This window comes from Litoreibacter sp., assembly GCF_058136045.1.
In genome coordinates, this window is sequence record NZ_JBYVDD010000008.1 from 183,966 (window position 1) to 208,342 (window position 24,377).

Below are 24,377 nucleotides of genomic sequence, written 5' to 3' on the forward strand. Positions count from 1 at the left end.
TCAAAATCAAAGCATGTCAATCAACCCATGGGAACCAAGACATGCAACAACAAGAGATTTTGGAACGCCTTGAGCGTATTGAAACGGCAATTACTGCACCACCAAAAGAATACCTAAACATCAAGCAAGCTGCCGACTTCATTGGTGTCAGCCGCCAGACCTTGGACCTCTGGCGCATGAATGCCGAAGGCCCTGCCGTGCACCGTGTCGGTACTCGCGTCCTTTACTCTGTTGCTGATCTTCGAGCCTATATGGATGAAAGACGGCATGAGGCGTTGCAATGAATGGCTCAATGAGCAGGAGCACTCATACGCGTGAGCTGATCCGCAAATATGATGCTGGAAACTGGTCTGGGAAAGCGGTGTCTGCGCACGACGCAGTACGAATTGACTTTGCTGTTCAAGCAGCAATCGCGGGATCGCATTTCGAGATTTTCCAACGTGATTTGACCGCTGGTTGCGCTGAAATTGATTGGCGGCATGATCACCCTATGACTTTGTGGACTGTGGCGCTTTACGCCAACGTGTTTCCTGTCTGCGAGATGCCTCACGAGGTACGCCGTACCGATGGCCGCATTCACTTTGCAGAGCCGTCAGTTGCGCTAGAACATTCCAAAATAGACCTATTTTGGAATGACCGTGACTTGGTTTGCCTCGCCCTGGGCCGATTGAAAACCTCCTATCTCCCTACGGGTCCCCAAGGTCAACGTTCAGGACTACGGCCCTACCAGGGCTGGTGAGTTCAGTCGGCGTGCCCCTAACAACCCGTTAAGTCAGCGCACGCACACCCGATTCGTTGATATCCCCGCACTATGCCCCCCTGATATCTTGTCTTTGAGTGATCGCAGGTCGCCTGATTGCCAGCGTTGGACATCCCCACGTCCCTCGTTGGCATACGAGGCAGCCAAGCTGCGACACTGTTTGAACGTAACAAGCGGGTCGCAAGACCACCATCAAACGACCCGCTCAATCAGGAACACAAGGAGCATATACCATGTCCTGTCACAATGAAGATAACGCACCACCCTGCCCAACCACACCATCGTTGTATGATCTACTCACCCCTGCCCAAACAGCTCGTATGACGGGTCATCCAGCAACCGTTTTGGCGGTCTATCGAAGCCGCCGCAATACAGGCCAGTCGTCCGATGCCGGGCCTGATTTCATCAAACATGGCACAGCCGTCTTCTATCCCAGATTGGCCGTTGAAGCCTATATTGCAGGGAGAAGCTGATATGACTGGAAAAACCGACCCAGCCCAAATGGCCGTGCTTTCTAGTGCTGAATACACTCTCATCGCTCTTTATCCATGGGATGCTAAAACGAAGTGCCCGCGCACAGGCAAATTGCGCATCCGGGGGAAATCACCAATCCACAATGATTGGACAACACGCCCGTATCGCAATGCTGACGCACTGGAACATGCCGCAAAAGGTGGCAATGTTGGCGTGCGCCTCACAACAAGCGATCTTGTGGTGGATGTTGATCCAAGGAACATTGACGGTGGGCAAAAAGGAATGTTGCCTGCATTGAAAGCCATTGGCCTCAACCCAGACCATTTTCCAACCGTGCTAACTGGTGGGGGTGGCTTGCATCTCTACATGACCAAACCATCTCATCTGCCCGTTGTTGACGGATTGCCTGATGTGCCAGGGATTGAGTTCAAGACCTTTGGCCGGCAAGTCGTTGCCCCAGGTTCATTACATCCGTCTGGCAAGCCTTACACCTGGTCTTCGGCGCCAGATGACTTGTGGCTAGGCGCACCCGAGGCACCCGAAAAGCTTCTACGCCTCATCCGCAGACCAAAACGACCTGTTGTCCTGTCAGGCCAAGGTATAGGGGAACATCCACCAGAAGAAATTGCAGCAATCTTGGCCAAACTAGACCCAGAAGATTTTCGGGATCATGACAAATGGCTGCAACTGATGATGGCATGTCACCACGCAAGCGCAGGTGATGCCAAAGAGGAATTTGTTGAATGGTGTACAGCCGATCCGCTCTATTCAACCGATGGACCTGAGATTGCCTATCGGTGGGACAGTTTGCGCCGCCACGGCATCGGCCTTGGCACACTTTATATGTTCATGCGTGACGCTGGGGCTGCGCATCTGATAGATCGTCGCCCTCACTATGATTTCCCAGATGACCTTTCAAATCTGGAGGCATCACAATGAGCTTGGACACACGCAATATCTTGCAAAGCATTGCCCCCAGCCATCTCGCAGCCGAGGCCATATCTGGTTCAGCGTTGGTTAAAGCCTTAGGTCTGTGGCTGGAATATGTACCTGAGGAAAACCGCTACCGGGAACTTGAAAATGATGAACTGAAAGAAATGATTTGGTCTGCGCTCGATGGTCGAACCTATATTCATAAGGGGAAAGACGGTCCTGAGGAAAAGCCGCTCCACCTGAATACAAAAATGTCGGCTGATATTCGTGAAGCCATGATCCACCTGACTTTGCAAAAAGGTGTCGAAGAACTGCCTTTTTGGCGTGACAAGCGTGATGATGATCCTGACCCACGCAACCTTCTGCCGCTATCAAATGGGCTGCTGGATTGGCGTTCTGGTGAACTGATTGAAGCGACACCACGGTTCGTTACGACCGATTGCTCTGATGTTGCCTATGATCCTAATGCTGAAACGTTCATGTGGGATATGTTTCTGGATGAGATTTTTGATGGTGATCTGGAACAAATCAATCTGCTGCATGAAGTCATGGGTTGCATTCTTACGGGGCAGAACAAGTTTCAGAAGATATTCCAGCTCTTTGGCCCACCCAGATCGGGTAAAGGCACAATCAACCTGATGCTCACAAGGCTCTTGGGGAAAGGTTCTGTGGCGTCACCGCGCATCAAACAAATTGCGGAAGGCGGCTTTGGCTTGCAATCTTTGATTGGCAGAAAGGCAGCCATTGTGGGGGATGCTCGGCTTGAACGTGGGCGTAAAACGTCTGCCTTGACCGAACTTTTACTATCCACATCTGGCGGTGATCTCCAAACCGTCGCTCGAAAATTCAAGGAGGATTTCGTTGGCTATTTACCCGTGCAGTGGCTGCTCATGTCCAATGAACCCATACTCATGCAGGACCTGACAGGGACAATTGCCACCAGAATGGTGCTGATGGAAACACGGCGTTCGTTTCTGGGACGTGAAGAAACTGCGCTCTTTGAACGGGACCTCTTGCCAGAAGCTGCTGGTGTTTTGAACAAATGTCTTGAATCTGCCAGGTGCCTTTCAAAACGCGGAAAATTCCTTGTTCCATCCTCCATCAAAGGACGGCAAGCAGAGATACTGCGTGAAGCCTCAACGGTCACTGCCTTTGCATCTGAATGCCTGATTGAAGACCCTAGAGCAACCACTCCCAAGCAGGACATTTATGAAGCCTTTGAACGCTATTGTCAGGGTCACGGTCGGCTCAGTGCAGATAGTAGCATATTTTGGCGGGATTTACGCTCATCTGGAAAATTTCGGGACGATATGGAAAAGCGTAGCAGAGCCAATGGCCGACGCGTGCAGAACATAAAAGGCTTGCGTGTCCAGCTTGATGAGGCTGCTTTGCCATTTGATCCTGCAGACGATTTCCTCGATTGACGCCTCTGCAGGCCAAACGCCCACTGTACACGTGTTCAAGGCGGTCAGGGTTATTTGCCGAAATGCTCACCGAAAATCCAAAGCGGCCAGGCATGAATGCTAGCCGGTCGGGGGTAGATCAGGGGTGGATGGCTCTACCCCTGATCGCCTAAGCGCATGTTTCGGAATGTCTTTTTTATCCATTTGGTAAAGGGGTCAGGGTGGTCAGGGTTATTTTTCAGTTATCGCTATAAGAATAAAAAACAAAAAGCCGTATATATAAAGTGTATGTGAAATAACCCCGACCGGCCTGACCGGCCTGACCCCTTAAAGTCATTATTTCAGTGTGTTTTTCGGCAGCAGGCAGGGTGTATCTGGATCAAATGGCCAAACGCCCACTGTGCACGTGTCCAAAGCAGCTGCACGCATCGCTGGTTTCCCACAGTTCAATTCCACGACACTCTGGCACCACAATCAATATCATCAATCAAGCAATCAGCTACCAGGCTTCAAATAGCCATTGAGAGAAACGACATGTATGGACGGCAACTCAGCGGCCCCAAGAAAATAGGCCATCGGCGTGTTGAGCCCACCACTATTGAAACCAAGCGGGAATTTCTGGCTGCATTGGCTCAAACGGGCAATGTCAAACTTTCCTGCAAGCGTGCAGGCATAAGCCGAAGTGCTGCATACCATTGGCGTCTGACAGACCCAGAAGTGGCCTCAGCGTGGGACCTCGCATTGCATGCCAGCCTGGATGGGTTGCGGGAAGAAGTCGTTGAAACTGCCCGTACAATGAGCTTGGGGCGTTGGATTGAAGTGCTTGATGAGAATGGTCAGCCCGTTCTGGACGACAATTTTGAAAAGGTCATGCAATATGACGTTTCCCATGTTGATGCCCGTGTGTTGATCAAGCTTCTGGATAAAGCCCTGCCTTCTGCTGATGGGGCAGCCACAACATCAATCACGGTACAAAACGACACGCATGTTCATACTGCCCCCAAGCCGATACCAAAGCTTGTCAGGCCTTCGATGACGTTCGATGTGGTCGATGCTGAACTCGTATCCGAAATAGACGAGGGCACCATAAATGTCTGATTGGCCTGAAGTCCAAACCTGCTATGTCCTGCCAAGTGGTGTGGCAACGCTTCCCTTTGAAGGTGGAGCGATTACCTGTCGGGTAACGCTGGGCCATATCAATGCACCTGACACTGGCTTGCTGGAAGAAATGCAATCCAAGATGGAAGCAGTGCCTTGGCGGAATGCAGAGATACGCGATGAGGCCATTGCGGCGATTGAAACCAGGAATGACCTTGGCGAAGACAAGCGGGCTAAATTGCTCGCCCACATCCGTCAAACGCCATGGTATGAGTGATTGCTAATCCAATGCCCCTTAATCGCCCCAAATAATCCATACCAATCAAATACTTGAAAAGCTCTCAACTCTAGGCCCGAACACAGGCCCAATCGGCTCGTTGGCTTACGCAACAACGACAGCACGGCATGTACTTGCGTATGTTGCAAAGGCGAGAGGTTCCGAAATGGCTGCATTGTCACCACGCCCACAGCCCCCGCTCCCTGCCATTCGTTACCAGGACACTCAAGCCATAGCAGAGGCATTGGTTTCCGAAGCTCTGGGTGAATACACCCCAAAGATGGGCCTATCCATGCGAGCAAATGCAGTCAGGCTGTTGGTCTCAATGTGGTACTGTCACGGTTCCACCAAATTCCCACGGGGATGGGTGACGCCTGCGATGCAAGCTTTCCTTGATCGGGGTTTGGATTGCCCCAACGCGAGGGTATGGCGTTCATACCGATCTGATATTCAAGACAACCCAGGCCAATTTCTGACGACGACTGGAGCCCCGGTCGATCTGATCCGACAAATGGAACTGGACCTCATGGGCAGTGGCTAAGCCAGCATTTCACAGCTCAACGTCAAACGCTGGTCCCCCGCACCTCGCTGACACGACAATCTGCGGTCATGCCGAGGTTGTTTATCTCCTTTTCTAATCTCGACAAGCGGATGGCTGCGGCGGTTTCGCCCTCAGCCATTCGTCCCCCGACTAAACCGAGGATATGTTGATGAAAGACAAAGATGACATTGAAACCCGGCTGACAGAGCTTCAACTCGAACGAGAGCGCTTGATGGGTGAACTAGAAAATGCCCGTGCCGAGGCCCGCGACGCCCTAATTGTCGGCCAGAAGCCCGCTGGGACAGCCGCTGCTCTGGCGGAACGTATTTCCATTGTAGATGATGCAATCTCTGAGCTTGAAGACCGGACACGCGGCATTGCTGAAAGCACAGAACGTAATAACCGGCGTCGTCGCGCCGAAGCCGCACTCGATGCCACAACCAAACGTGCAAAACTGGCGGCATCTGTCGACAAAACACTCATTGCTTTAGCTTCCAACTGGAGCGCCTATGCAGACGTCCTGCGCAAAGACGTGGGCCAAGTCTCAGGTGCAGGCGGCGACTTAACGGCTGTTGAACGCGCCCTGACCAACAACCGCTCTGCTGAACCATTGATCAAAGCACTGATTGCGGCGGGTGGTGCTGGCTTTGCTCGGTCTTTGGGCATCGATACCCCAATCCGTGAACGCCATGCCACAACCCTGACGGATGCCGAAGGACGGGTGGCTGAAAGCCTGCGGGTCGAACTGCTTCGCATCAAAGCATCATCCCCCCAACCTAATGTCTCCCGTGAGGCCATGGCTGAGCTGAATCAAATGGAGACAAACCTATGAGTACCGAAGGACAACGCCATGCTGTCGAATTGGCCAAACTAGAGCAGCGCAGGAAAGACTTGGAAGACGCTCTGACACGATTGGCCCGTGATGAAGCCGAAGCCCAAGAAGTTGCTGAACTGGCCCAAGAGGTCGAGCAGCTTGAACAACTAGTGGAGACCGCTCGTGCGGCCGCAAATATGGAGAAGACCATGACCAACCCAAATGACATTAAGAAAGCAGCGGCCAAAAACCGAGAGACAGCAGAAGCCGAACTCGACAAGCTGGCAAAATCTGTCCAGCAGGATGGGGAGACCTTCGAGAAAGCCTATATTCGTGCGCTTGAAACAGACATTGGCAAAGCACTCATGCAGGCCCGAGATGATGCACAGGAACTGGAACGCGGTGGTATCACTTCAATGGATGTGGCCGAGGCACACAAGAAACTGGTGGATGGCCGATAGGCCATCCTCAATCCAAATTTCCTGATATCATCTACAGAACCGGGCCCATTTTGGGCCTGATGTCCCGCCTGCAATACCAATGTATTGTTTCTAAAACACTTTCCGGTTTTGATCAGGTGATTTCCTATCCTATGTCCCCCGATCCGGCGACAGGAAATGCAGCCTCGCATCTCTAACATGACTGGCCCGCCTCTGGCCTCTCCGCCCACGTTCATCTTGGGTGGCGCGGTCGTGAGTATGGGTTTCCAATCGACAACTGCATGCCCGTTTTCAATGTGGCCTATCGCTTTCCCGACAAGCGACACCGGCGTCACGTCGCGGCCAAAATCATCGAAAACCTGTAAGCCATACATGTGGACTGTCGCCATAAATGCCAATAAATACAGAAGTCGATCAGGCCCGCATCATCAATTGGTGTGGGCTTTCCTCGTTGCCGCGTTGCGAAAATGGTTAACAGTTGAATGCGACTCCGAAACCCACGACCCTCCAACCCCTTGTTAGCGATAGGATCGCCCACTAAACTCAACCCATACGGGCAAAAGCATTTGGAGGGTCTTTGGTGTGAAAAAAAAGCAGGGTAGCGGCGAAGCCGCAAGGCAACTAATCAGATTGGGGGCCAGAGATAGCGAAGCCCTCGCCTTTATCAAACTGCTATATCCTCAAGCAAAGACAACACTCACGACGATCAATCATTACCGTGCGAAGATGAAGGCAGACTTTGAGGATGTTGAGACGAATAGTGCCGCACCCGGCTTAGACCTTGATAGACTGAGGAACCTTGTCTTGCATGGCGAGTCAGAAAGTGCAGATAGGATCGGTGCGGCGCCCGAACTAGATTCGCCCAAGGAAGTCATTCGGCAAGCTCTCCGTGGCTGGAAGACAAATGCCGAGGCTTTAGAGTTAGCGCGTTCGGCATTCCCGTTAGCCGACGTAAAGGATCGAGCTGCGGGCGACGAGAGGACAGCCTTGCGGCATCGTGGCGAGAGAATTCCGACTGACAACGAGGTTCGCCGAAGGCAGGCTGGTGACCCTTGGGCCCCGGACCTGAAGCCTGAGTGAGTGTCTTGACCTGGCATCATCGATACCCGATAGTCTCCCAAACTCAGGGGCTTGGCAGACTAAATGACGGGCGAGACAGGTAACCGGCAGGACATCGATGAGACGATCGAAGCGCTCCGTAGCCTCTCGCCAATTCAGGTAGAGGTTCTGAAAGGAATCATCTCCAAGTTTGCGGAAGAGCAGGAACGTGAGCACCTTCGCTTTGATTTTTTAGACGCGGATGCCTTTGAGTATTTCTCGACCAGGCTTGCAGCTCATCACGCTTCAAGCGGTGTCGCTTTGAAAAAAGAAAACTTCGAGCATATCCTGGAGCATTCCTTTCAACGATCAGGACATGAAGCTGGCCTAACCGGCAGCATGGTCAATCGTGGTGCAGACCTTGAAGTCGACGGCCATGCTTACTCACTCAAAACTGAGGCGGCAAAGGGTCTCAACCAGAAGAAAATCACCATATCCAAATTGATGGAGGCTCGATGGATAAGGGACCTCAACAGCCACGTTGACGCACCAGAACAGGTTCGACTCCGCATCCTGTCGCACCTTGAAGAATATGAACGCATATTCATTCTGCGAAGCTACGGCGACGAGGAGAGAGTGCGCTACGATCTCCGAGAGATACCCAAGGAAGTTCTAGCGCTAGTCGCGCACCTAGAGTCTGATGACTTCAGCAAGCTAACGAAGGCCGGAGGCACGGGTGCAAACGTTATGATGAACGGTCGTAAGGCGTTTCGGCTGGTCTTGGACGGCAGTGTCGAGAAGATTACTATCTCCGGTCTGGACGTAGACCTTTGTCCACTCCACGCGTGGTGGGAACTTGGGCGCCCCGGTTAGATTGCTAGGCTGAACTGGCTTGCATTGGAGCGAGACGTTTTACCAGCGACGTCATCAGTAATGGCTTGTGCAATCATTGTCGCTATCGTGGGCGGAACCGCATCACCGATTTGTCGGTACTTGGAAGACAAACTCCCTTCAAACTGATAGTCAGCCGGGAAGCCCTGTATCAGCCCCATTTCCCTCACACTGAGAAGTCTATCTTGCTCTGGGTGGCTATATCGTCCGTTTCCAGGATGGCTGCACTCTCTGGTAATTGTTGGTGCTGGCTTGTCCCAGGAGAGTCGCCCGTAGACATCAGGAAATGAGCCTGGCTTTTCTGGCCTCATGCTTGGGATACGCAGATGAGCTTGCTCCTCTGTCAGGTCAATCCAGCTACCACCATCTTTAGGTATCGCTTGCATTCTTTCTAACGATACACCGCCAATTTTTGGGCAGGTGTGCATTGCGTCCTGCGGGTTTGTTGTGCCTGCTTCCAAAACTGGCAAATGACCAATTGCATCTCTGACAGTAGCGGCACGGTTCGTTAATGGCAGGTCCATATGAAAAGGAGCGCCAAGTTTAGCAACGATCAGCGATCTGATACGTGACTGAGGCAGACCGAAGTCGCGCAGATTGTGTATCTCGGCAAAGACCTCATAGCCCAATCCAGTCAGTTTCTTATGAAGACCTTGGAAATGGTGTTTGTGCCTTCCCCTGAGCAGTTCTTTGACGTTCTCGATGATGACATAGCGCGGCTTCCATGCCTCAGCATAAAGCGCTGTGCGCTCAACGAGCTTGTTTCGATCATCATCCTCGACATGGTTGTTTGCTTTTTTCTGACTAAAACCAGTGCAAGGAGCACATGAGATAAGAACATCGACGTCTGATGCCGCAAAGCCAAAATGGCACGAAATCTCCGAGGGTGGAGTGTCTGCCAGATTGGCAGAAAGTGGCCGAAGCCCAAGGTTGGTTTCATAAGTATCGTTGCAGCTGGTCGCGCCAATCCCGTAGCTTGGTTTGGCGACCTCAAGGTCCACAGCTCCGATTGTCCGAAAATCGCCCTGCCTTGTGAAACCCGTCGACATCCCGCCGCCGCAGGAAAACAGGTCAACGAAGTTCATAGTGTTCATCATGTCAGCAGCGGGCCTCTACATCTTGTGTCTCGTTCTTGTGCTTGACACATTGATATCACGCCGTCCTGATCAAGGGAACGCGTCAATAGATAGTATGACCAACCATTTTTCGAGCAGGTAATCTCTATTGGGCGCTGAGCCAAAGAGTATTCAAACGATCGAAAGCGATAAAAAATTGCGCAGATATTATCCGTCATTTCATCATACTGAAGCTTGATTGGCCACTTGTCTGGACTAAGGCACTCACCTTAGTAATCATACCACACTTCATACTCGCGAGACGTGCTTGACGACCGTGCTCCCTTTCCAAGGTTACACGTTGAGCAAGTCAGCTGGAGGTTTGTTACGCAGTTCATCCCACCACGAGCTAAAGGAATTATGTGGTCATAATGGGATTCAGCCTGTTGACTGAAAAGCCTCGTCAGGTCCGTCTGGCATAGTACGCACCTACCCTTATCTCTATGAAATACGGCGCTCTTTGCCCAGGTTGGAATGGAAGACCTAGCCAAATGACCGGACTGATTGAAAGCGTCCGGCACAAACGAAGACGCTGTATCCAAAACATAGCCATTTACCATGTGCCCGAAAGCCGACATCGTCCCGCGGTTGGAAAACAACACATGGAACACTTGCTTGGCAATCGTCTCGCAAAGTTCGGCAATCAAGTCGCCTTGTTGAAGAAATTCTAGATATTCATAGCCATCATCTTGGCCAAACTCTGATGCCCGAATTGTTGTGGCCCTCAAATCATTTGATTTGAGCAGCGCATCAACCCAATAGCCGCCCGGTTTCTTATTCGATTTTTCAGCATCCTCAAAAATCACACTTGAAATGAGGTCTTCCACAAAGATGTGAAAGCAGGTCCACCTTGGGTATTTTCTAACCAGATTAGCTGACGACATGTCGCCGAAAATGTCTTCAATATTCCGGAGGAATGCCCCAGGTGTCCGAGTAACCCCGTCCACCAATTGACAGATGTAGTAGAGATCTACGGTCGACACCATCTGTAGCTGTGAGACCATAACCTCTAACCTTTTGGTTTCTCAAAATTCCCCATCAACACCCTGATTTAATTTGGTATTTTGGTGCGGGCGGTGGGAGTCGAACCCACACGGGCATTCGCCCAACAGATTTTAAGTCTGGTATGTCTACCATTCCATCACGCCCGCATCTGGCGTTGTTCTTCAATTTCAGTTTCGAGCCTATATCGGGCCTAGAAACAGTCTCTTAGTCGCAACGCCTTGTGCCGTATGCATTTTGCGGCCCAGACACAAGGGTTTTAAACCTCATGCGTCTAACATTCCATTACGTGGACATGGGGATATTAGCGGCGTGTCGCGCCAGCTTAAAGATTAAAGGTCGGTTCATCGTTATTTTCTTTGATGCTAGACCGCGACTATTTAGGGAAATGAAGTTTCATTCTGACTGGCAAAGATTTGTAAATAAATCAGGCGCTGGGCTCGGTGTCCTCTCTACTTTACCCCGAATGGGTGATAGCGGTGGCTCATGCTAAATGTCCCATCTCTTTCTCAACTGGGTGTCACTTTCCTGTCTTTGGCTTTGGGCTGTGCTGGGGCGGCGCTTGGTGGCATGGTTGGCTTGCCGCTCTATATGTTAACTGGGCCGGCTTTGGCCATCAGTGTGCTGTCGCTGATGGGCATGCGCTTAGGGATCATGCCACTGGTGCGCGACACCACATTCTTATTCATCGGGATCGGCATAGGCTCAGGGGTCAATGCCGAGGCGGCAGCTGCGATTATGCGCTGGCCGCTGGCGTTCGTGGCCTTGGCGGTGATGCTGGTGGTGGCGATGGTTTTGTGCCGGATCATGCTGGTGCGCGGGTTCGGCTTTGATGCGCGCAGCGCGGTGTTGGCCTCGGCGCCGGGGCATTTGAGTTTTGTGCTTGCCTTGGGCGAGACGTACCGCGTGGACTTGACGCGGGTGTCGGTGGTGCAATCCATTCGGGTGCTACTTTTGACCGTGACGGTGCCTGCGGCAGCTGTGCTGATGGGGCTTGATCTGGATCAGGGGATGGTGCCGCGCGGTACGCAACTCAGCCTGCCTCACTTGGGGGTTTTGACCGTGTTGGCGATAGCCGTCGGCTGGGTCCTCGCGCGGTTGCGCGTGCCAGCACCTTTGTTGATTGGGGCGATGTTGGTGTCGTCTGTGGGGCATCTGTCGGCACTGGCGCCGGGGGTGTTGGAGCCAAAAGTAACCATGGCCTGCTTGGTGGTGATGGGTACGCTCATTGGCTCGCGTTTTTCAGGGACGTCGCTCTCTCAAATACTGCGGTTTGCGGGGGGTGGGGTGGCAATCACCGCGCTGACCACCTGTTTGGCGACTCTCGCGGCGCTGCCGATTGCCATGTTTTTGGACATGCCATTGCCGCATGTTCTGGTGGCCTTTGCGCCTGGTGGCCTAGAGACGATGATCGTCATGGGCGCGGTTTTGGGGGCCAATCCGGGCTTTGTGGCGGCGTGTCATGTGGGGCGGTTATTTGTGCTAAGCCTGCTGATCCCGATAATGTCAGCGCGCGCTGGACGCGATCGCTAAAACCTAAGCGATAGGCACGACATGCCGCCATCAATTTTGGCGCATTCCGTGTTGTTTATCTCGCGCACCTCGTAGCCATTGCTGCGCAGCATTTCAGCAGTTTTCGGGAAGCCTACGGCCATAATCACAAACTGGTTAAAGCGGATTGCATTGGCGGCGGCTTCTTCGCCATCAGCAGTATGCAAGACGCGGTAGCCCTCGAAACAGCCCGAGGCGTCAAGGCGTTTGGTGGCAAGGATCGTCTCGCCATCCAGCAGCGAGCAATCGGTCTTAAAGTGCAACACATCAGGGGGCGTTTGCACCTCGCGCAGGGTGTAGCCGAACGGTGCCACGATGTCGCGCAACTCGGCCACGCCAGCGGCATCGGTACGCGCAGATTTGCCGATTAGGATTTCGCGCGCGGTGGTTAGGATATCGCCGCCCTCGATAAAACCGGGGCCTTTGATCTCGAAGACATTTTCATATTGGGCGCGAATGGTCGGGGCCATTTGCGCGACTTCGCCTGCGCGTGTGGGCGCGCCGGGGCGCATCAAAATGGCGATGTCTTTGAGGCACAGCGCGTCATCCTCGACGAACACGGAATCGGGAAAATCTTCTAGCGCAGGTAGCTCGATCACCTCGGCGCCGGTCTCGCGCAGGGTGGCCACATAGCTGGTATGATCGGCCTGCATCTGGGCGAAGTCCGGCGTGCCAGTATCCTCGGCGCGCAGGCCCGCAATGACGCTTTTGGCAGGCTTGCGGGTGATGGCGCGGGTGAACTCGAAGGAAGGGTTTGTCATGGCGGTGATCCGATTGGTTGGGTTATGCGCGCTATCGGTGGGCTTTATAAGTGCACCGATAGCATGTGAATTCATGGCCTTCAGGCTCTGTGGCGTCAAGACCTGCATCGCGTTGTTGGCCCGTCTCATATCAAGGTGGTATTACGAACAAAATTCATCGCTATGTAGGCATTTTGTAGAGAGGTATCGGACCGATACGGGTGGAGAACATAAAGGCCTAGCATGTATCTACTTGGAAATACGTGTAAGTTCGTGCCGTATCTTTGTCGATGTAGGGGGGAGGCAGTCTGCTGTTTCAACTTAATAAGTGCAGTTTCCTGTTCTGGGGTATGCCAATTAGATATGTTTCTTTTGACTGTCGCCTCGAAAACTTAGGGCTTTTCTGTCACGTGAATATTTTGAGATAGAGCTATTGCTCTTTAACTTTTAGATACTTTTTCCTTGCTGTCGATGGCAGAGCAACACGGTTTTTTCATTCTCTTGTTGTCAATTAGGCGACAGGAAGCGTGCCCAAAGTGCTCACGTAGGCACTGTGTTTCTATTGATGGAATTGCGAGGGGTCTAAAACTTAGAGGATTAGTCATGTGGCAGTAATAAGTACCAGTAGTATAGCGCATGATGGTTATGTCATCGAAGGGTATGAGAGTGCCCTGCCAAGTACAGCCGCATCTGGAAATATCGTTGGGCAAAGCATGTACACGAGAGTGACGCTAAGCGATGCCAGTGGAGCTACTATCGGTAATACGGCGAACTGGGCACATGCATATGGCTATATGGCTCAGGCTGCAGGCGTTTCAGATGCCGCAAGCTATTACCTTCAAGACGAAGCCGGAAACCTTTACCGTCTAGAGGCGATCTATGCTGGTGGCGGGACGTATGTAAACGCGGAGACAGGTCACGCTGCTGGAGTGACCAGCGTCCATACCCGTGCGCTTGTCTTGCGGCCTGTGGATGATCAAGGCGTTGATATCGTTGGCGCCAACACGCTTACGACATATGTACCGGCGGGTGCGTATAATAACGCCAGCTACATTGATAGCGATCCTGTAGATTCGATTGATATTACAAGTATGGGGGTCGTTACGAACACCGGGAACATAAAAACCACTAACCCTACGGGTGCCCCGCTGATCATTTGTTTTACAAAAGGCACAGAAATATCAATCGGGTCCGGTGTTGCTAGGATTGAAGATTTACGGGTTGGTGATTTGGTTCAAACTCACAGGAATGGATTACAACCTATCCGCTGGATCGGTGAGCGTAAGCTTTGCGCGGCGGTTCTTAAGCGCTATCCAAAGCTACGCCCTATTCATATTAGTGCAGGGGCATTGGGGCAGGATTTGCCCGAGAAAGATTTGCGGGTCTCTAGGCAGCACTGTATGTTGTTGTCGTCTGAATTGGTACATCACCTGTCTGGAAACGGTGATGTTTTGGTGTCGGCCATAAAACTAACCGAACATCCGGGCATCTCAATCGACATGAGCATTGAGCGTGTTGTCTACTTTCACATTCTCTTTGATGACCACCAAATCATCTATGCAAACGGGGCACCATCCGAGAGCCTCTACACTGGGCCGCATGCATTAAAGACACTGACGCCAGCGGCATATGGCGAGGTTATTGCTTTGTTCCCAGAGATTGAGACCGCTGAATACACGCCGACAGCAGCATGTTTCATCCCAAATAATAAGGAACAGAAAAATATCGTCCGTAGACATATAGGCGAGCAACAAACAATGATGGGTCACTCCCCTAGATAAGGCGCTTTGTAGGCACAAATAGGTTGTCGCGACATGCTGAAGAGACGTGCTGAAGCAAAGCATTGACCGGTATTTCACCTAATGAGTTCGGTGTTTTCAATGGGTGGTTTTGTTCACGCAATGGTGCGTGTTTGGACCTACTGGGCAGGGGGCACGAAGGCTAGATGCAGCGCGCTCAAGGATCAGGTGCTGATAATTTCCCTTAAGAAACCGCCTTTGTAAAAGGTTGAAATTAAAGGGCTGCTATCTTGAGGGGCAAGTGAAAAGCGAGTGCGACTTAGTTTGCCGCACTCGCTTAAATGTATTTCTAGTCTCGGACGCCTGAAAATCTCTCGGCCCATTCCTCGCGTTGATCATCGGTGATTTTAGCAAATAGCACCTCTGGCACGGTGAATTCGTGGCCTTCGGGCAAGGCGCCTAGGGCTTGGGCCACATCATCGGGCCAGCTTGTGTCGAGGGTGTTCATGCCTGACAGCATTTGTGCGCTGGCGGTTGGAATGAACGGCGCGGACAGGACTGCGTAGAGGCGGATCAGGTTCAGAGCCAGCCGGATTTGTGCGGCGGCTTGGTCGGGGGCTGTCTTGAAGGTGGACCATGGGGCGACCTCTTGCAGGTACTCGTTGCCAGCCGCCCAGATCGAGCGCAGCTCGGAGGCGGATTTGCGTACATCCATGGCGCCCATATGGCCCTCATAGGCGCGAATTTTGGTGGTGAGGTCCTCAATCAAGGCCAACTCGTGCGGGCCATATTCGCCACCTGATGGCACGGCTTCGCTGAACTTGGAGCGACAAAATTTAGTGACGCGGGACACAAAATTGCCTAGCACATCAGCCAAGTCTTTATTGGTCGCGGTTTGGAAATTTTCCCACGTAAATTCACTATCCGAGCTTTCGGGCGCATGGCTGAGCAACCACCAGCGCCAATAATCTGCGGGCAAGATTTCAAGGGCTTGATCCATGAACACACCGCGGCCCTGTGATGTCGAGAACTGCCCGCCATCATAGTTGAGGTAGTTGAAGGATTTGATGTAGTCGACCAACTTCCATGGCTCGCCCGAGCCCATGATTGTGGCCGGAAAGCTGAGCGTGTGGAACGGCACGTTATCTTTGCCCATGAACTGGACGTATTTCACGTCATCAGCGCCTTTATCGGTGCGCCACCAGCTTTCCCATGCGCTGTCGTCCAGCCCACGTGCATCGGCCCATTCTTTGGTGGCTGCGATGTATTCAATCGGGGCATCGAACCAGACATAGAACACTTTGCCTTTCATGCCGGGCCAGTCTTTATCGCCGTCTTTGACAGGGACGCCCCAATCCAGATCGCGCGTGATGCCGCGGTCGCGCAAGCCGTCGCCATCATGGAGCCATTTCTTGGCAATTGAAGTGGTGAGGATGGGCCAGTCAGCTTTGGAATTGATCCACGCATCAAGTTTATCTTTGAGCTTGGATTGGCGCAGATAGATGTGTTTTGTGTCGCGGGTTTCCAGATCAGTAGAGCCGGAAATAGCCGAGCGCGGGTCAATCAAATCTGTCGGATCAAGCTGCTTGGTGCAGTTCTCACATTGATCGCCGCGCGCGCTCTCGTAGCCGCAATTGGGGCAAGTGCCCTCGATATAGCGATCAGGTAGGAAGCGTTTATCAGTGTGCGAATAGACTTGGGTTTCGGAGACTTCTTGCATGAAGCCTTGCGCGTTTAGGCGGCCTGCGAAATGCTGGGTTAGCGCGTGGTTTTGCGGGCTGGAGGAGCGACCAAAATGGTCAAAGCTGAGGCCGAAGCGTTTAGCGATATCGGCCTGAACCTCGTGCATCTCGGCGCAAAATTCTGCAACCGGCTTGTCGGCCTTGGCCGCGGCCAATTCGGCGGGCGTTCCGTGCTCGTCGGTGGCACAGATGAACATGACCTCGGCCCCGCGCGCACGGTTGTAGCGTGCATATAGATCGGCTGGCAGTTGCGAGCCTACAAGGTTTCCGAGGTGCTTGATCCCGTTGATATAGGGGATGGCGGAGGTGATCAGGATGCGGGTCATAGGGTCGTCCTTGGCCAAGTGTTGCGCCTCTTTAGCGCAAGCCAGCGGGGCCTGCCAGTGCGGGGATTTGAGTATTTAGGGCAAAAAGAAACCCTACTTGCGGTCCCTGTGCCGTCTGAGCAGCCTGCCAATGGTGAAAGAGGTGCGCGGCGCGTAGATGTAGGGGGTGCGATCTTTCGGCACTGCTCGGGCGCGCATGCGACTAAGACCGAAGAGGATTAAGATGGCGTGGCCCGCAGCCATAAGCACGAACAGGGCGGTGGGACCGAAGGCTTCCATCAGTTTGGATGCCCCAAGGGGGGAGGCGATTGCGCCGAGCGCGTAGAAAAACATCAAAGCGGCGGACAACTCTACCCGCTCGTCTGACGTGGCGAAGTCGTGGGCATGTGCGGTGGCAACGGAGAAAATTGGGAATGTGGTGAAGCCGAACACGGCGGCCCCGAGTAGTATCATAGTGGTGCCGTTGGTGGAAAAGCCAACGGTAAAGCCGCAGGCCAAGATGGCCGCGACTGATAGCCAGATTAGCACAAGTCGGCGGTCGTATTTGTCAGCGAGCCATCCTGCGGGGAATTGCGCCAAGGCCCCGCCTGCCACAAAGGCCGCGAGGAAGATGCCGATTTGATCAAGGCGCAAGCCGACTTCTTGGCCATAGACAGGCCCGACCATGCGAAACGCTGCACCGTTTAGGCCCGCGACCATGACCCCTGCAACTGCAAGCGGCGAGCGTGTAAATGCCAGCATTGGGCGTAGGCGCGGGGCTTTGGGGGTTGCGGGTGCCTGCGCCGTTGTGAGTGTCAGAGGCAGAATTGCTGCGCAGCAAAGCAGGGCCAGCAGGTTGTAAGAGACGTAGGATGCGGGCTCCAATATCCCGATCATCAATTGTGCGATGAGGGATGCGCCCATATCGACGCCGCGGTAGGTTCCCATGGCGCGGCCTCGGGTCTCGTTGGTGAGCTTGGCTTGCAACCAAGCCTCGATCACCGTGTAGCATCCTGCAACGCAAATGCCTGAAGCAATCCGCATAAGCGCCCAAGCGTAGGGATCGATAACCAACATATGCGCCAGCAACGCGATTGCGCCCGTGGCAGTAAAGGCGGCGAAAGCGCGTGAATGCCCGACGGCCCCCATGGCGCGCGGTGCCCACCAGCAGCCGATAAAGAAGCCAAGGAAATGCGCGGAGCCAAGGAGGCCGACCTGTGAGCGTGTAAAGTTCAGATGTAGGCCCGAGAGCGCGTCGAGTGGCCCGACGCCGCCAGAACTAAGTTGCAACAAAATGACCGACAGAAAAAGGGCAGCGAAGGAGATGAGAAGGCGCATGGGTCAACCTTTTGGGTTGTTTCATCTTTGCTGTGTGTCGCTGTTCTCGCGCGCTATTTTCCGCCATGCCGATGTCGTTTGTGGGACATCGGATCTGGAAAGTCATGCGCGCATATAGAACACTCCCAATATTGATTAACGAATTTACGCAAGGTTCAGATGATAACCGCAAGGCAGTACGGCTCGATGATGCGCCAACAGGGCGTGTTATGGCCTGCACCAGCTATTGGCCCCGCAGACTTGGCAGGGCTGTGACGCTCTACCAAATAGGACGGCGATTTATGTGCGCCCGTCCTATACTGGCTACCGCGCCGCGTTTGATGCGGTGATGCTGCGCACGTCGATGGCGCGGGGTCGGATTAGCGGCGCAGCGAACCGAGGCTGGAGCGATGATGAGACACACCAGGCTTTGGCGCAAAAGGTGCGCAACATGCCAACCGGAACGCCCCACGCCTTCTTGTCGTAATTGACGGATATGGAACGCGGCTGGGCCGTTGTAACCAGCTACATTCGCCCGTTCAGGGAAATGACCTAAAGTGTGTTAACCAAGGCGGATTCAAGCCAGCTTTAGCCTCGGGTGACGCGGGCGATGATGTTGAGGCCGATCTCGTCATGCACCAATCCTGCATAGCCGTTAGCCCCAAAGGCTGCACGGCTAATGCGGCCTTTGAGCTGAAAGCTAAGGTGGCTGAAATCACCTGTCCGGGTCCCCGATTGGCGAAAGAGCGCTGCATCAAACGTGACGGGGCGGGTTGTGCCTTTAAGCGTTAACAGCCCGTCGATTTTGGCACCATCCGACAGGCGGCCTTGGCCATTGAGCCGGACCAACGTGGAGCGGAAGCGGATTGTTGGGTGGTGTCTTGCATCAAGGACAGAGGGGGCTTTTAAGGCTTCTGTGGCGAAAATTAAACCAGCCTTGGCTCGGCTAACATCGACGCTGACATCAATTGAAGACCGCGTAAGCGATGTCATATCAAGGAGCACTGTGGCGCTTTTTATGGGCATGGACCCTGATACAGCGGTGCCTGAAAGCCGGTAGGTGAAACCCACCGTCGAGCGGCTGGCTTGCAATGTGTAGCTGGTTGGTGCGCCGTGAAGTGCAGGCGCGAGCGGCAAGGCGGCAAGCGACGCTATCAAGGTGCGGCGGGTGAGGCGTTGCATGACGGCTCCTGTGGTGGGTGCTCTGTGTCTACAATCTATTTCAGGCATTGGGGGGTAAAATCAGCGTGACATATGTGGAAACTATATCGTGCTTTGCTGGGGATGAATTTTGAGGTTGCGATGGCTCGCTGGGGCAGTAAGTTTGCGCTATCAGCCGCATATTTGAAAGAGTTTCCCCAATGAAAACAGTTCGTCTTGGTCGCACCGACCTTAGGGTGTCGCAGCTTTGCCTTGGTTCCATGACGTGGGGGACGCAAACCAGCGAGGCTGGTGGCCATGCGCAGATAGAGGCCAGTCTGGAGGCAGGTATTAATTTCATCGACACGGCCGAAGCCTATCCGGTTAACCCGATGAACAAGGAAAATGCGGGTAAAACCGAGGCAGTCATTGGCAATTGGTTTGCTAAAACCGGGCGACGTAATGACGTGGTTTTGGCCACTAAAGTTGCGGGTGCGGGGAATTACATCCGCGATGGCGAGGCGATTTCGTCCAAGACTATTCGCGAGGCTGTGGAGGGCTCGCTGCGGCGGTTGCAAACGGATGTGATTGATCTCTATCAACTGCACTGGCCCAATCGCGGCAGCTATATGTTTCGCCAAAACTGGGCTTATGATCCGACAAAGCAAAACCGTGAAGACACGGTGGCCCATATGGAAGATGTGCTGGGCGAGATGCAACGCCAGGTCGATGCCGGTAAAATTCGCCACTTCGGCCTGAGTAACGAGAGCGCTTGGGGCACCTCTATGTGGTTGCAAATAGCGGAGCGGCTGGGCGCGCCGCGGGTGGCGTCGATGCAGAACGAATACTCGCTTTTGTGCCGTCTATACGACACGGATCTGGCGGAGCTGTCGCACAATGAAGACGTGGCGCTACTGGCGTTTTCACCGCTGGCTGTTGGCTATCTGACGGGAAAATATCAAGGCGGCGCGGTGCCGGAAGGCTCGCGAATGTCGATCAACGACAAGATGGGCGGGCGGGCCTCCGAGCGCATTTTGGGCGCGACGCAGGTGTATTTGGATATCGCGGCTAAACACGGGTTGGATCCGGTGCATATGTCGCTTGCGTGGTGTTGTCAGCGGCCTTTCCCGGTGATCCCAATCTTTGGCGCGACTGATATGGCGCAGTTGAGCCACATCATAGACGGCAAGGATTTGGTCTTGGGCCAAGAGGTGCTTGATGACATCACCGCAGCGCAAAAGGCGCATCCGATGCCTTATTAGGCGAAGGGTGGAGCCTCCGGCGGGAATATTTGAGCCAAGATGAAACTATGCCGCTTTTTGGCTTTGAGTCGGTCATAATGTGCTTGCCAAAGCTGGGGTAAATGCAGACCGTTTGCCAAAAAGGAGGTGTGCCATGCCATTAGAAATGAACCGCGAGGTGTTTATCACCTGTGCCGTGACCGGATCGGGCTCGACGCAAGATAAAAGCCCACATGTGCCGCGTTCGCCTGCGCAGATTGCCGAGAGCGCGATTGCGGCGGCTAAGGCGGGGGCGGCGGTGGTGCATTGCCATGTCCGCGACCCAGAAACAGGCGCGCCCTCGCGTGATTTGGCGCTGTACCGCGAGGTGACAGATCGCATTCGCGAGGCGGATGTGGATGTGGTGTTGAACCTGACCGCAGGCATGGGTGGCGATATCATTTTTGGCGGCCCGGACGCGCCTTTGCCGCTGGTGGAGGGGACCGATATGGTCGGGGCGCAGGAGCGTGTTGCCCATATCGCCGAGTGTTTGCCAGAAATTTGCACGCTTGATTGCGGCACGATGAACTTCGCCGAGGCCGATTATGTGATGACCAACACGCCCGGCATGTTGACGGCCATGGGCACTATGATGATCAAGCTGGGCGTGAAGCCCGAGATCGAGGCGTTTGACACGGGCCATCTTTGGTATGCTAAGCAATTGGTCAAAGATGGTGTGCTCGACAGTCCCGCTTTGGTGCAGCTGTGCATGGGAGTTCCATGGGGCGCGCCGGATGATCTCAACACCTTCATGGCGATGGTCAATAATGTGCCCGATGATTGGACGTTCTCGGCCTTCGGGTTGGGTCGCAACCAAATGCCAATCGCGGCGGCTAGTATTCTGGCGGGCGGCAATGTGCGCGTGGGGCTTGAGGACAACCTGATGTTGGATCGCGGCGTGTTGGCGACGAATGAGGCGCTGGTGACGCGTGCGGTTGAGATCACCGAGCGCTTGGGGGCCAAAGTGATTGGTCCCGATGCCGTGCGCGAGAAGCTGGGGCTGGTGAAACAGGCGCCGCGCGGGTGATCCGCTGGCTGGCAGCGCTTGCCGTGATAGCGCTTGTGGCGTGCGAGCCGGGTCCGGCGTTTGTGCCGGACGGGTTTCGCGATACTACCGTCGCGATTTCCTCCTCCACTCGGTTTGATGCCGCGCGTTTCGCAGGGGAATGGGTGGTTGTTGAAAGCTTCGATCAAACCCCGCGTGCGGTCACCGTCGATCGGGTTCGTTTCAGCCCAAGCTCTGTGGGGTATAGCTACCAAGCATGGGCCAGCCAGTTGCCGCCAACCGATCCTGAACTCGCTGCGATCATTGATGTGTCCGCGCCACCTGAGTTGAAAATTGGGGCGTTTGGGCGGCTGACATTCGTGGGCGAGCACAAAGAAGATGATCCGATCTGGGTGATCTGGGTCGACGAGGACCACCGCACTGCGGTCTTGGGCACACCGTCAGGTCGTTTCGGGATGATCGTCAATCGCACCAAAAAACTACGCGCAGATCGCTTGCGGGCTGCGCGCGAAATATTGGCCTTTAACGGCTATGACGTGAGCAAATTGAGAAAGGTGTCGCAATGACTAAAACAGCAGCAATTCTTGGCGGTGGCGTCATTGGCGGGGGCTGGGCCGCGCGGTTTTTGTTGATGGGCTGGGATGTGCGGGTGTTTGATCCTGACCCGCAGGCCGCGCGCAAAATCGGCGAGGTTTTGGACAATGCGCGGCGCTCTCTGCCGGGGCTGTCGGATCGCGCGATGCCCGATGAGGGGCGGTTGAGCTTTCATGATGATTTGGCTGACGCCGTTGGCCCTGCGGATTGGATCCAAGAAAGCGTGCCCGAGCGGTTGGAGGTCAAGCACAAGGTGTTTGCCAGCGTACAGGCTGCGTGCCGCGAGGATGCAATCATCGGCTCGTCCACCTCCGGGTTCAAGCCATCCGAGTTGCAGCAAGGTGCGTTGCGACCGGCGCAAATTGTCGTGGCCCATCCGTTCAATCCTGTCTATTTGCTGCCGTTGGTTGAGTTGGTGCCAAGTGCTGTGAACGACGCGCCCATGGTGCAAAACGCCAAAGATATTCTCACCTCAATTGGCTGTTTTCCGTTGCATGTGCGCAAAGAAATTGACGCGCATATTGCCGATCGTTTGCTGGAGGCCGTTTGGCGCGAGGCGCTGTGGTTGGTCAATGATGGTGTGGCCACGACCGAGGAAATTGACGAGGCGATCCGCATGGGATTTGGCCTGCGTTGGGCGCAGATGGGCCTGTTCGAGACCTACCGCATAGCGGGCGGTGAGGCTGGCATGAAGCACTTCATCGAGCAGTTCGGGCCTTGCCTGAAATGGCCATGGACCAAGCTGATGGATGTGCCAGAACTGAGCGATGCGCTGGTAAACCAGATTGCAGATCAGTCGGACGCGCAGTCCGGCATGCACTCAATCCGCGAGTTGGAGCGTATTCGCGATACAAATTTGGTGGCGATGATGCGCGCGCTCAAGGCGCAGGATTATGGCGCAGGGGCGGTGCTGAACCGGGCCGAGCCCGCCGCGCCGGACGTGGACGACATTGATGCGCCCCTAGTCACAATCACCCGCGCGGTGCCACTGGATTGGACCGATTACAACGGCCATATGAACGAGGCACGCTATTTGCAGGCCTTTGGCGACGCGACAGACCGTTTCATGGAAATTGTCGGCTGCGATGCGGATTACATTGCATCGGGCGGCAGCTATTTCACCGCCGAGACCCATATCAGGCATCTAGGTGAGGTGCATGCAGGTGCGCGCATTCGCATTGAGACGCAAGTATTGCTGGGCGAGGGCAAAAAGATGCATCTTTTCCATGTGATGTATGAGGGTGACCGGTTGCTGGCCACCGGCGAGCATATGTTGATCCACGTCTCGCTGGAGACGCGCAAGGCCAGTGTGCCGTCCGATGCTATCGCGGCACGTTTGGCAGAGATCGCAATGGCTCATGCCAAATTGCTCACGCCCAAAGGTGCAGGCGCCGCGGTGGGCAAGCGGTGAAGGTCTTAATCACAGCGGGCGGCTCGGGCATTGGGCGCGCTATGGGGGAGGCATTTGCCGCTGCGGGTGCGCAGGTTTGGGTCAGCGATTTGGATGTGTCCGATGTGCCGGATGGATGGCAGGCGAATGCGGTGGACACCTGCGATGAGGCCGCCATGGGCGCATTGTTTTCTGAGATTGAAAGCGCATGGGGTGGCTTGGATGTGCTTTGCGCCAATGCGGGCGTGGCAGGGCCAACGGCGCTGGTGGAAGATGTGGCGCTGGCGGAGTGGCGGTCTTGTGTCTCGGTCAACCTAGAGGGCGCATTTCTGGCGGCGAAGTTTGCTGCGCCAATGATGAAGCGGGCCGGGCGGGGGGCGATGGTGCTGACGTCATCTACGGCTGGGCTATATGGCTACCCCAACCGCGCGCCCTATTCGGCGGCAAAATGGGGCGTGATCGGGTTGATGAAAACGCTGGCCATGGAGTTAGGCCCGCATGGCATCCGCGCCAATGCCATTTGTCCCGGCGCAGTGGAAGGCGCACGAATGGAAGGGGTGTTGACGCGTGAAGCAGTGGCCAAAGGCATGACGCGCGATCAAGTCTATGAGGGCTACGCGGCGGGCACCTCAATGCGGCAGTTTGTGGCGGCAGAAGATATCGCAAATATGGCGGTTTTCTTGGGGTCGGATGCGGCGCGGTTGGTGTCTGGGCAGGTGATTGCCGTGGACGGGCATACGGAAAACCCTGATCCAAAGGTCTGAAATGCCTCCGGCGGGGATGTTTG

At 54.4% G+C, this 24,377-nt stretch carries 23 protein-coding genes and 1 tRNA gene; 17 read left to right on the top strand and 7 right to left on the bottom strand.

Annotated features, from left to right (window positions below; translation table 11 throughout):
• Positions 1-41: 41 nt before the first annotated feature.
• The 9 genes from AC3Y7R_RS12955 (at position 42) to AC3Y7R_RS12995 (ending at position 8,651) form a co-directional block, all read left to right on the top strand.
• Positions 42-284: a helix-turn-helix transcriptional regulator gene (locus tag AC3Y7R_RS12955; RefSeq protein ID WP_490042468.1), complete on the top strand. Its 243-nt coding sequence runs from the start codon at positions 42-44 to the stop codon at positions 282-284.
• A 709-nt stretch (positions 285-993) separates the two neighbouring features.
• Positions 994-1,233: a hypothetical protein gene (locus tag AC3Y7R_RS12960; RefSeq protein ID WP_490042469.1), complete on the top strand. Its 240-nt coding sequence runs from the start codon at positions 994-996 to the stop codon at positions 1,231-1,233.
• Between the two features lies 1 nt (position 1,234).
• Positions 1,235-2,173, top strand: coding sequence for a bifunctional DNA primase/polymerase (locus AC3Y7R_RS12965; RefSeq protein ID WP_490042470.1), 939 nt, complete (start codon positions 1,235-1,237; stop codon positions 2,171-2,173).
• Positions 2,170-3,591 carry a DNA primase family protein gene (locus AC3Y7R_RS12970; protein WP_490042471.1) on the top strand — a complete coding sequence of 474 codons (1,422 nt, stop codon included), beginning with the start codon at positions 2,170-2,172 and terminating at the stop codon, positions 3,589-3,591. Before AC3Y7R_RS12965 ends, AC3Y7R_RS12970 begins: the two co-directional genes overlap by 4 nt.
• A 513-nt stretch (positions 3,592-4,104) precedes the next feature.
• Positions 4,105-4,668, top strand: coding sequence for a hypothetical protein (locus tag AC3Y7R_RS12975; protein ID WP_490042472.1), 564 nt, complete (start codon positions 4,105-4,107; stop codon positions 4,666-4,668).
• Complete coding sequence (locus AC3Y7R_RS12980; RefSeq protein ID WP_490042473.1) at positions 4,661-4,945, top strand: hypothetical protein; 285 nt, start codon at positions 4,661-4,663, stop codon at positions 4,943-4,945. Before AC3Y7R_RS12975 ends, AC3Y7R_RS12980 begins: the two co-directional genes overlap by 8 nt.
• A gap of 710 nt (positions 4,946-5,655) precedes the next feature.
• Entirely contained in the window at positions 5,656-6,318 is a 663-nt protein-coding gene (locus tag AC3Y7R_RS12985; protein WP_490042474.1) for a hypothetical protein, read from the top strand.
• Positions 6,315-6,761 (top strand): hypothetical protein, encoded by a 447-nt coding sequence (locus tag AC3Y7R_RS12990; protein ID WP_490042475.1) that lies wholly within the window; start codon positions 6,315-6,317, stop codon positions 6,759-6,761. The genes AC3Y7R_RS12985 and AC3Y7R_RS12990 overlap by 4 nt, the downstream gene beginning before the upstream one ends.
• A 1,122-nt stretch (positions 6,762-7,883) precedes the next feature.
• Positions 7,884-8,651 (top strand): hypothetical protein, encoded by a 768-nt coding sequence (locus AC3Y7R_RS12995; RefSeq protein WP_490042476.1) that lies wholly within the window; start codon positions 7,884-7,886, stop codon positions 8,649-8,651.
• Here AC3Y7R_RS12995 and AC3Y7R_RS13000 read toward each other — a convergent pair.
• The 3 genes from AC3Y7R_RS13000 to AC3Y7R_RS13010 form a co-directional block, all read right to left on the bottom strand.
• Entirely contained in the window at positions 8,648-9,754 is a 1,107-nt protein-coding gene (locus AC3Y7R_RS13000) for a DNA cytosine methyltransferase (protein WP_490042477.1), read from the bottom strand. The two genes, AC3Y7R_RS12995 and AC3Y7R_RS13000, sit on opposite strands and share 4 nt — an antisense overlap.
• A 260-nt stretch (positions 9,755-10,014) precedes the next feature.
• Positions 10,015-10,611, bottom strand: coding sequence for an HNH endonuclease (locus AC3Y7R_RS13005; protein ID WP_490042478.1), 597 nt, complete (start codon positions 10,609-10,611; stop codon positions 10,015-10,017).
• Between the two features lie 238 nt (positions 10,612-10,849).
• Positions 10,850-10,935 (bottom strand) — tRNA-Leu (locus tag AC3Y7R_RS13010).
• Positions 10,936-11,272: 337 nt separating this feature from the next.
• Between AC3Y7R_RS13010 and AC3Y7R_RS13015 the strand changes: the two genes are divergently transcribed.
• Positions 11,273-12,319 carry an AbrB family transcriptional regulator gene (locus AC3Y7R_RS13015; protein ID WP_490042479.1) on the top strand — a complete coding sequence of 349 codons (1,047 nt, stop codon included), beginning with the start codon at positions 11,273-11,275 and terminating at the stop codon, positions 12,317-12,319.
• Here the strand turns inward: AC3Y7R_RS13015 and AC3Y7R_RS13020 are convergent.
• Positions 12,316-13,098 carry a dimethylarginine dimethylaminohydrolase family protein gene (locus AC3Y7R_RS13020; RefSeq protein WP_490042480.1) on the bottom strand — a complete coding sequence of 261 codons (783 nt, stop codon included), beginning with the start codon at positions 13,096-13,098 and terminating at the stop codon, positions 12,316-12,318. The two genes, AC3Y7R_RS13015 and AC3Y7R_RS13020, sit on opposite strands and share 4 nt — an antisense overlap.
• Positions 13,099-13,682: 584 nt before the next feature.
• On the opposite strand from AC3Y7R_RS13020, the gene AC3Y7R_RS13025 reads away from it, so the two are divergent.
• Complete coding sequence (locus AC3Y7R_RS13025) at positions 13,683-14,858, top strand: Hint domain-containing protein (protein WP_490042481.1); 1,176 nt, start codon at positions 13,683-13,685, stop codon at positions 14,856-14,858.
• 307 nt (positions 14,859-15,165) lie between these two features.
• Here AC3Y7R_RS13025 and metG read toward each other — a convergent pair whose 3' ends face one another.
• Positions 15,166-16,884, bottom strand: a complete 1,719-nt coding sequence (gene metG, locus AC3Y7R_RS13030) for a methionine--tRNA ligase (protein ID WP_490042482.1) — start codon at positions 16,882-16,884, stop codon at positions 15,166-15,168.
• A 93-nt stretch (positions 16,885-16,977) separates the two neighbouring features.
• Positions 16,978-18,201, bottom strand: a complete 1,224-nt coding sequence (locus AC3Y7R_RS13035) for an MFS transporter (RefSeq protein WP_490042483.1) — start codon at positions 18,199-18,201, stop codon at positions 16,978-16,980.
• Between the two features lie 226 nt (positions 18,202-18,427).
• On the opposite strand from AC3Y7R_RS13035, the gene AC3Y7R_RS13040 reads away from it, so the two are divergent.
• Positions 18,428-18,667, top strand: coding sequence for a hypothetical protein (locus tag AC3Y7R_RS13040; protein ID WP_490042484.1), 240 nt, complete (start codon positions 18,428-18,430; stop codon positions 18,665-18,667).
• Positions 18,668-18,768: 101 nt separating this feature from the next.
• On the opposite strand, the gene AC3Y7R_RS13045 is transcribed toward AC3Y7R_RS13040, so the two are convergent.
• The gene (locus AC3Y7R_RS13045; RefSeq protein ID WP_490042485.1) at positions 18,769-19,362 is read right to left on the bottom strand and encodes a YceI family protein; all 594 of its coding nucleotides are present in this window, start codon (positions 19,360-19,362) and stop codon (positions 18,769-18,771) included.
• A gap of 179 nt (positions 19,363-19,541) precedes the next feature.
• On the opposite strand from AC3Y7R_RS13045, the gene AC3Y7R_RS13050 reads away from it, so the two are divergent.
• From AC3Y7R_RS13050 to AC3Y7R_RS13070, 5 genes are all read left to right on the top strand, one after another.
• On the top strand, positions 19,542-20,582 hold the full coding sequence (locus AC3Y7R_RS13050; protein WP_490042486.1) for an aldo/keto reductase: 1,041 nt from the start codon (positions 19,542-19,544) through the stop codon (positions 20,580-20,582).
• A 133-nt stretch (positions 20,583-20,715) separates the two neighbouring features.
• A complete protein-coding gene (gene bcoG, locus AC3Y7R_RS13055; protein WP_490042487.1) occupies positions 20,716-21,627 on the top strand; it encodes a 3-dehydrocarnitine:acetyl-CoA trimethylamine transferase BcoG in 912 nt (303 codons plus the stop codon).
• Positions 21,624-22,172 (top strand): lipocalin family protein, encoded by a 549-nt coding sequence (locus tag AC3Y7R_RS13060; protein ID WP_490042488.1) that lies wholly within the window; start codon positions 21,624-21,626, stop codon positions 22,170-22,172. The genes bcoG and AC3Y7R_RS13060 overlap by 4 nt, the downstream gene beginning before the upstream one ends.
• Entirely contained in the window at positions 22,169-23,611 is a 1,443-nt protein-coding gene (locus AC3Y7R_RS13065; RefSeq protein ID WP_490042489.1) for a carnitine 3-dehydrogenase, read from the top strand. Before AC3Y7R_RS13060 ends, AC3Y7R_RS13065 begins: the two co-directional genes overlap by 4 nt.
• Positions 23,612-23,652: 41 nt before the next feature.
• Positions 23,653-24,354: an SDR family oxidoreductase gene (locus AC3Y7R_RS13070; RefSeq protein ID WP_490042812.1), complete on the top strand. Its 702-nt coding sequence runs from the start codon at positions 23,653-23,655 to the stop codon at positions 24,352-24,354.
• Positions 24,355-24,377 lie beyond the last annotated feature (23 nt).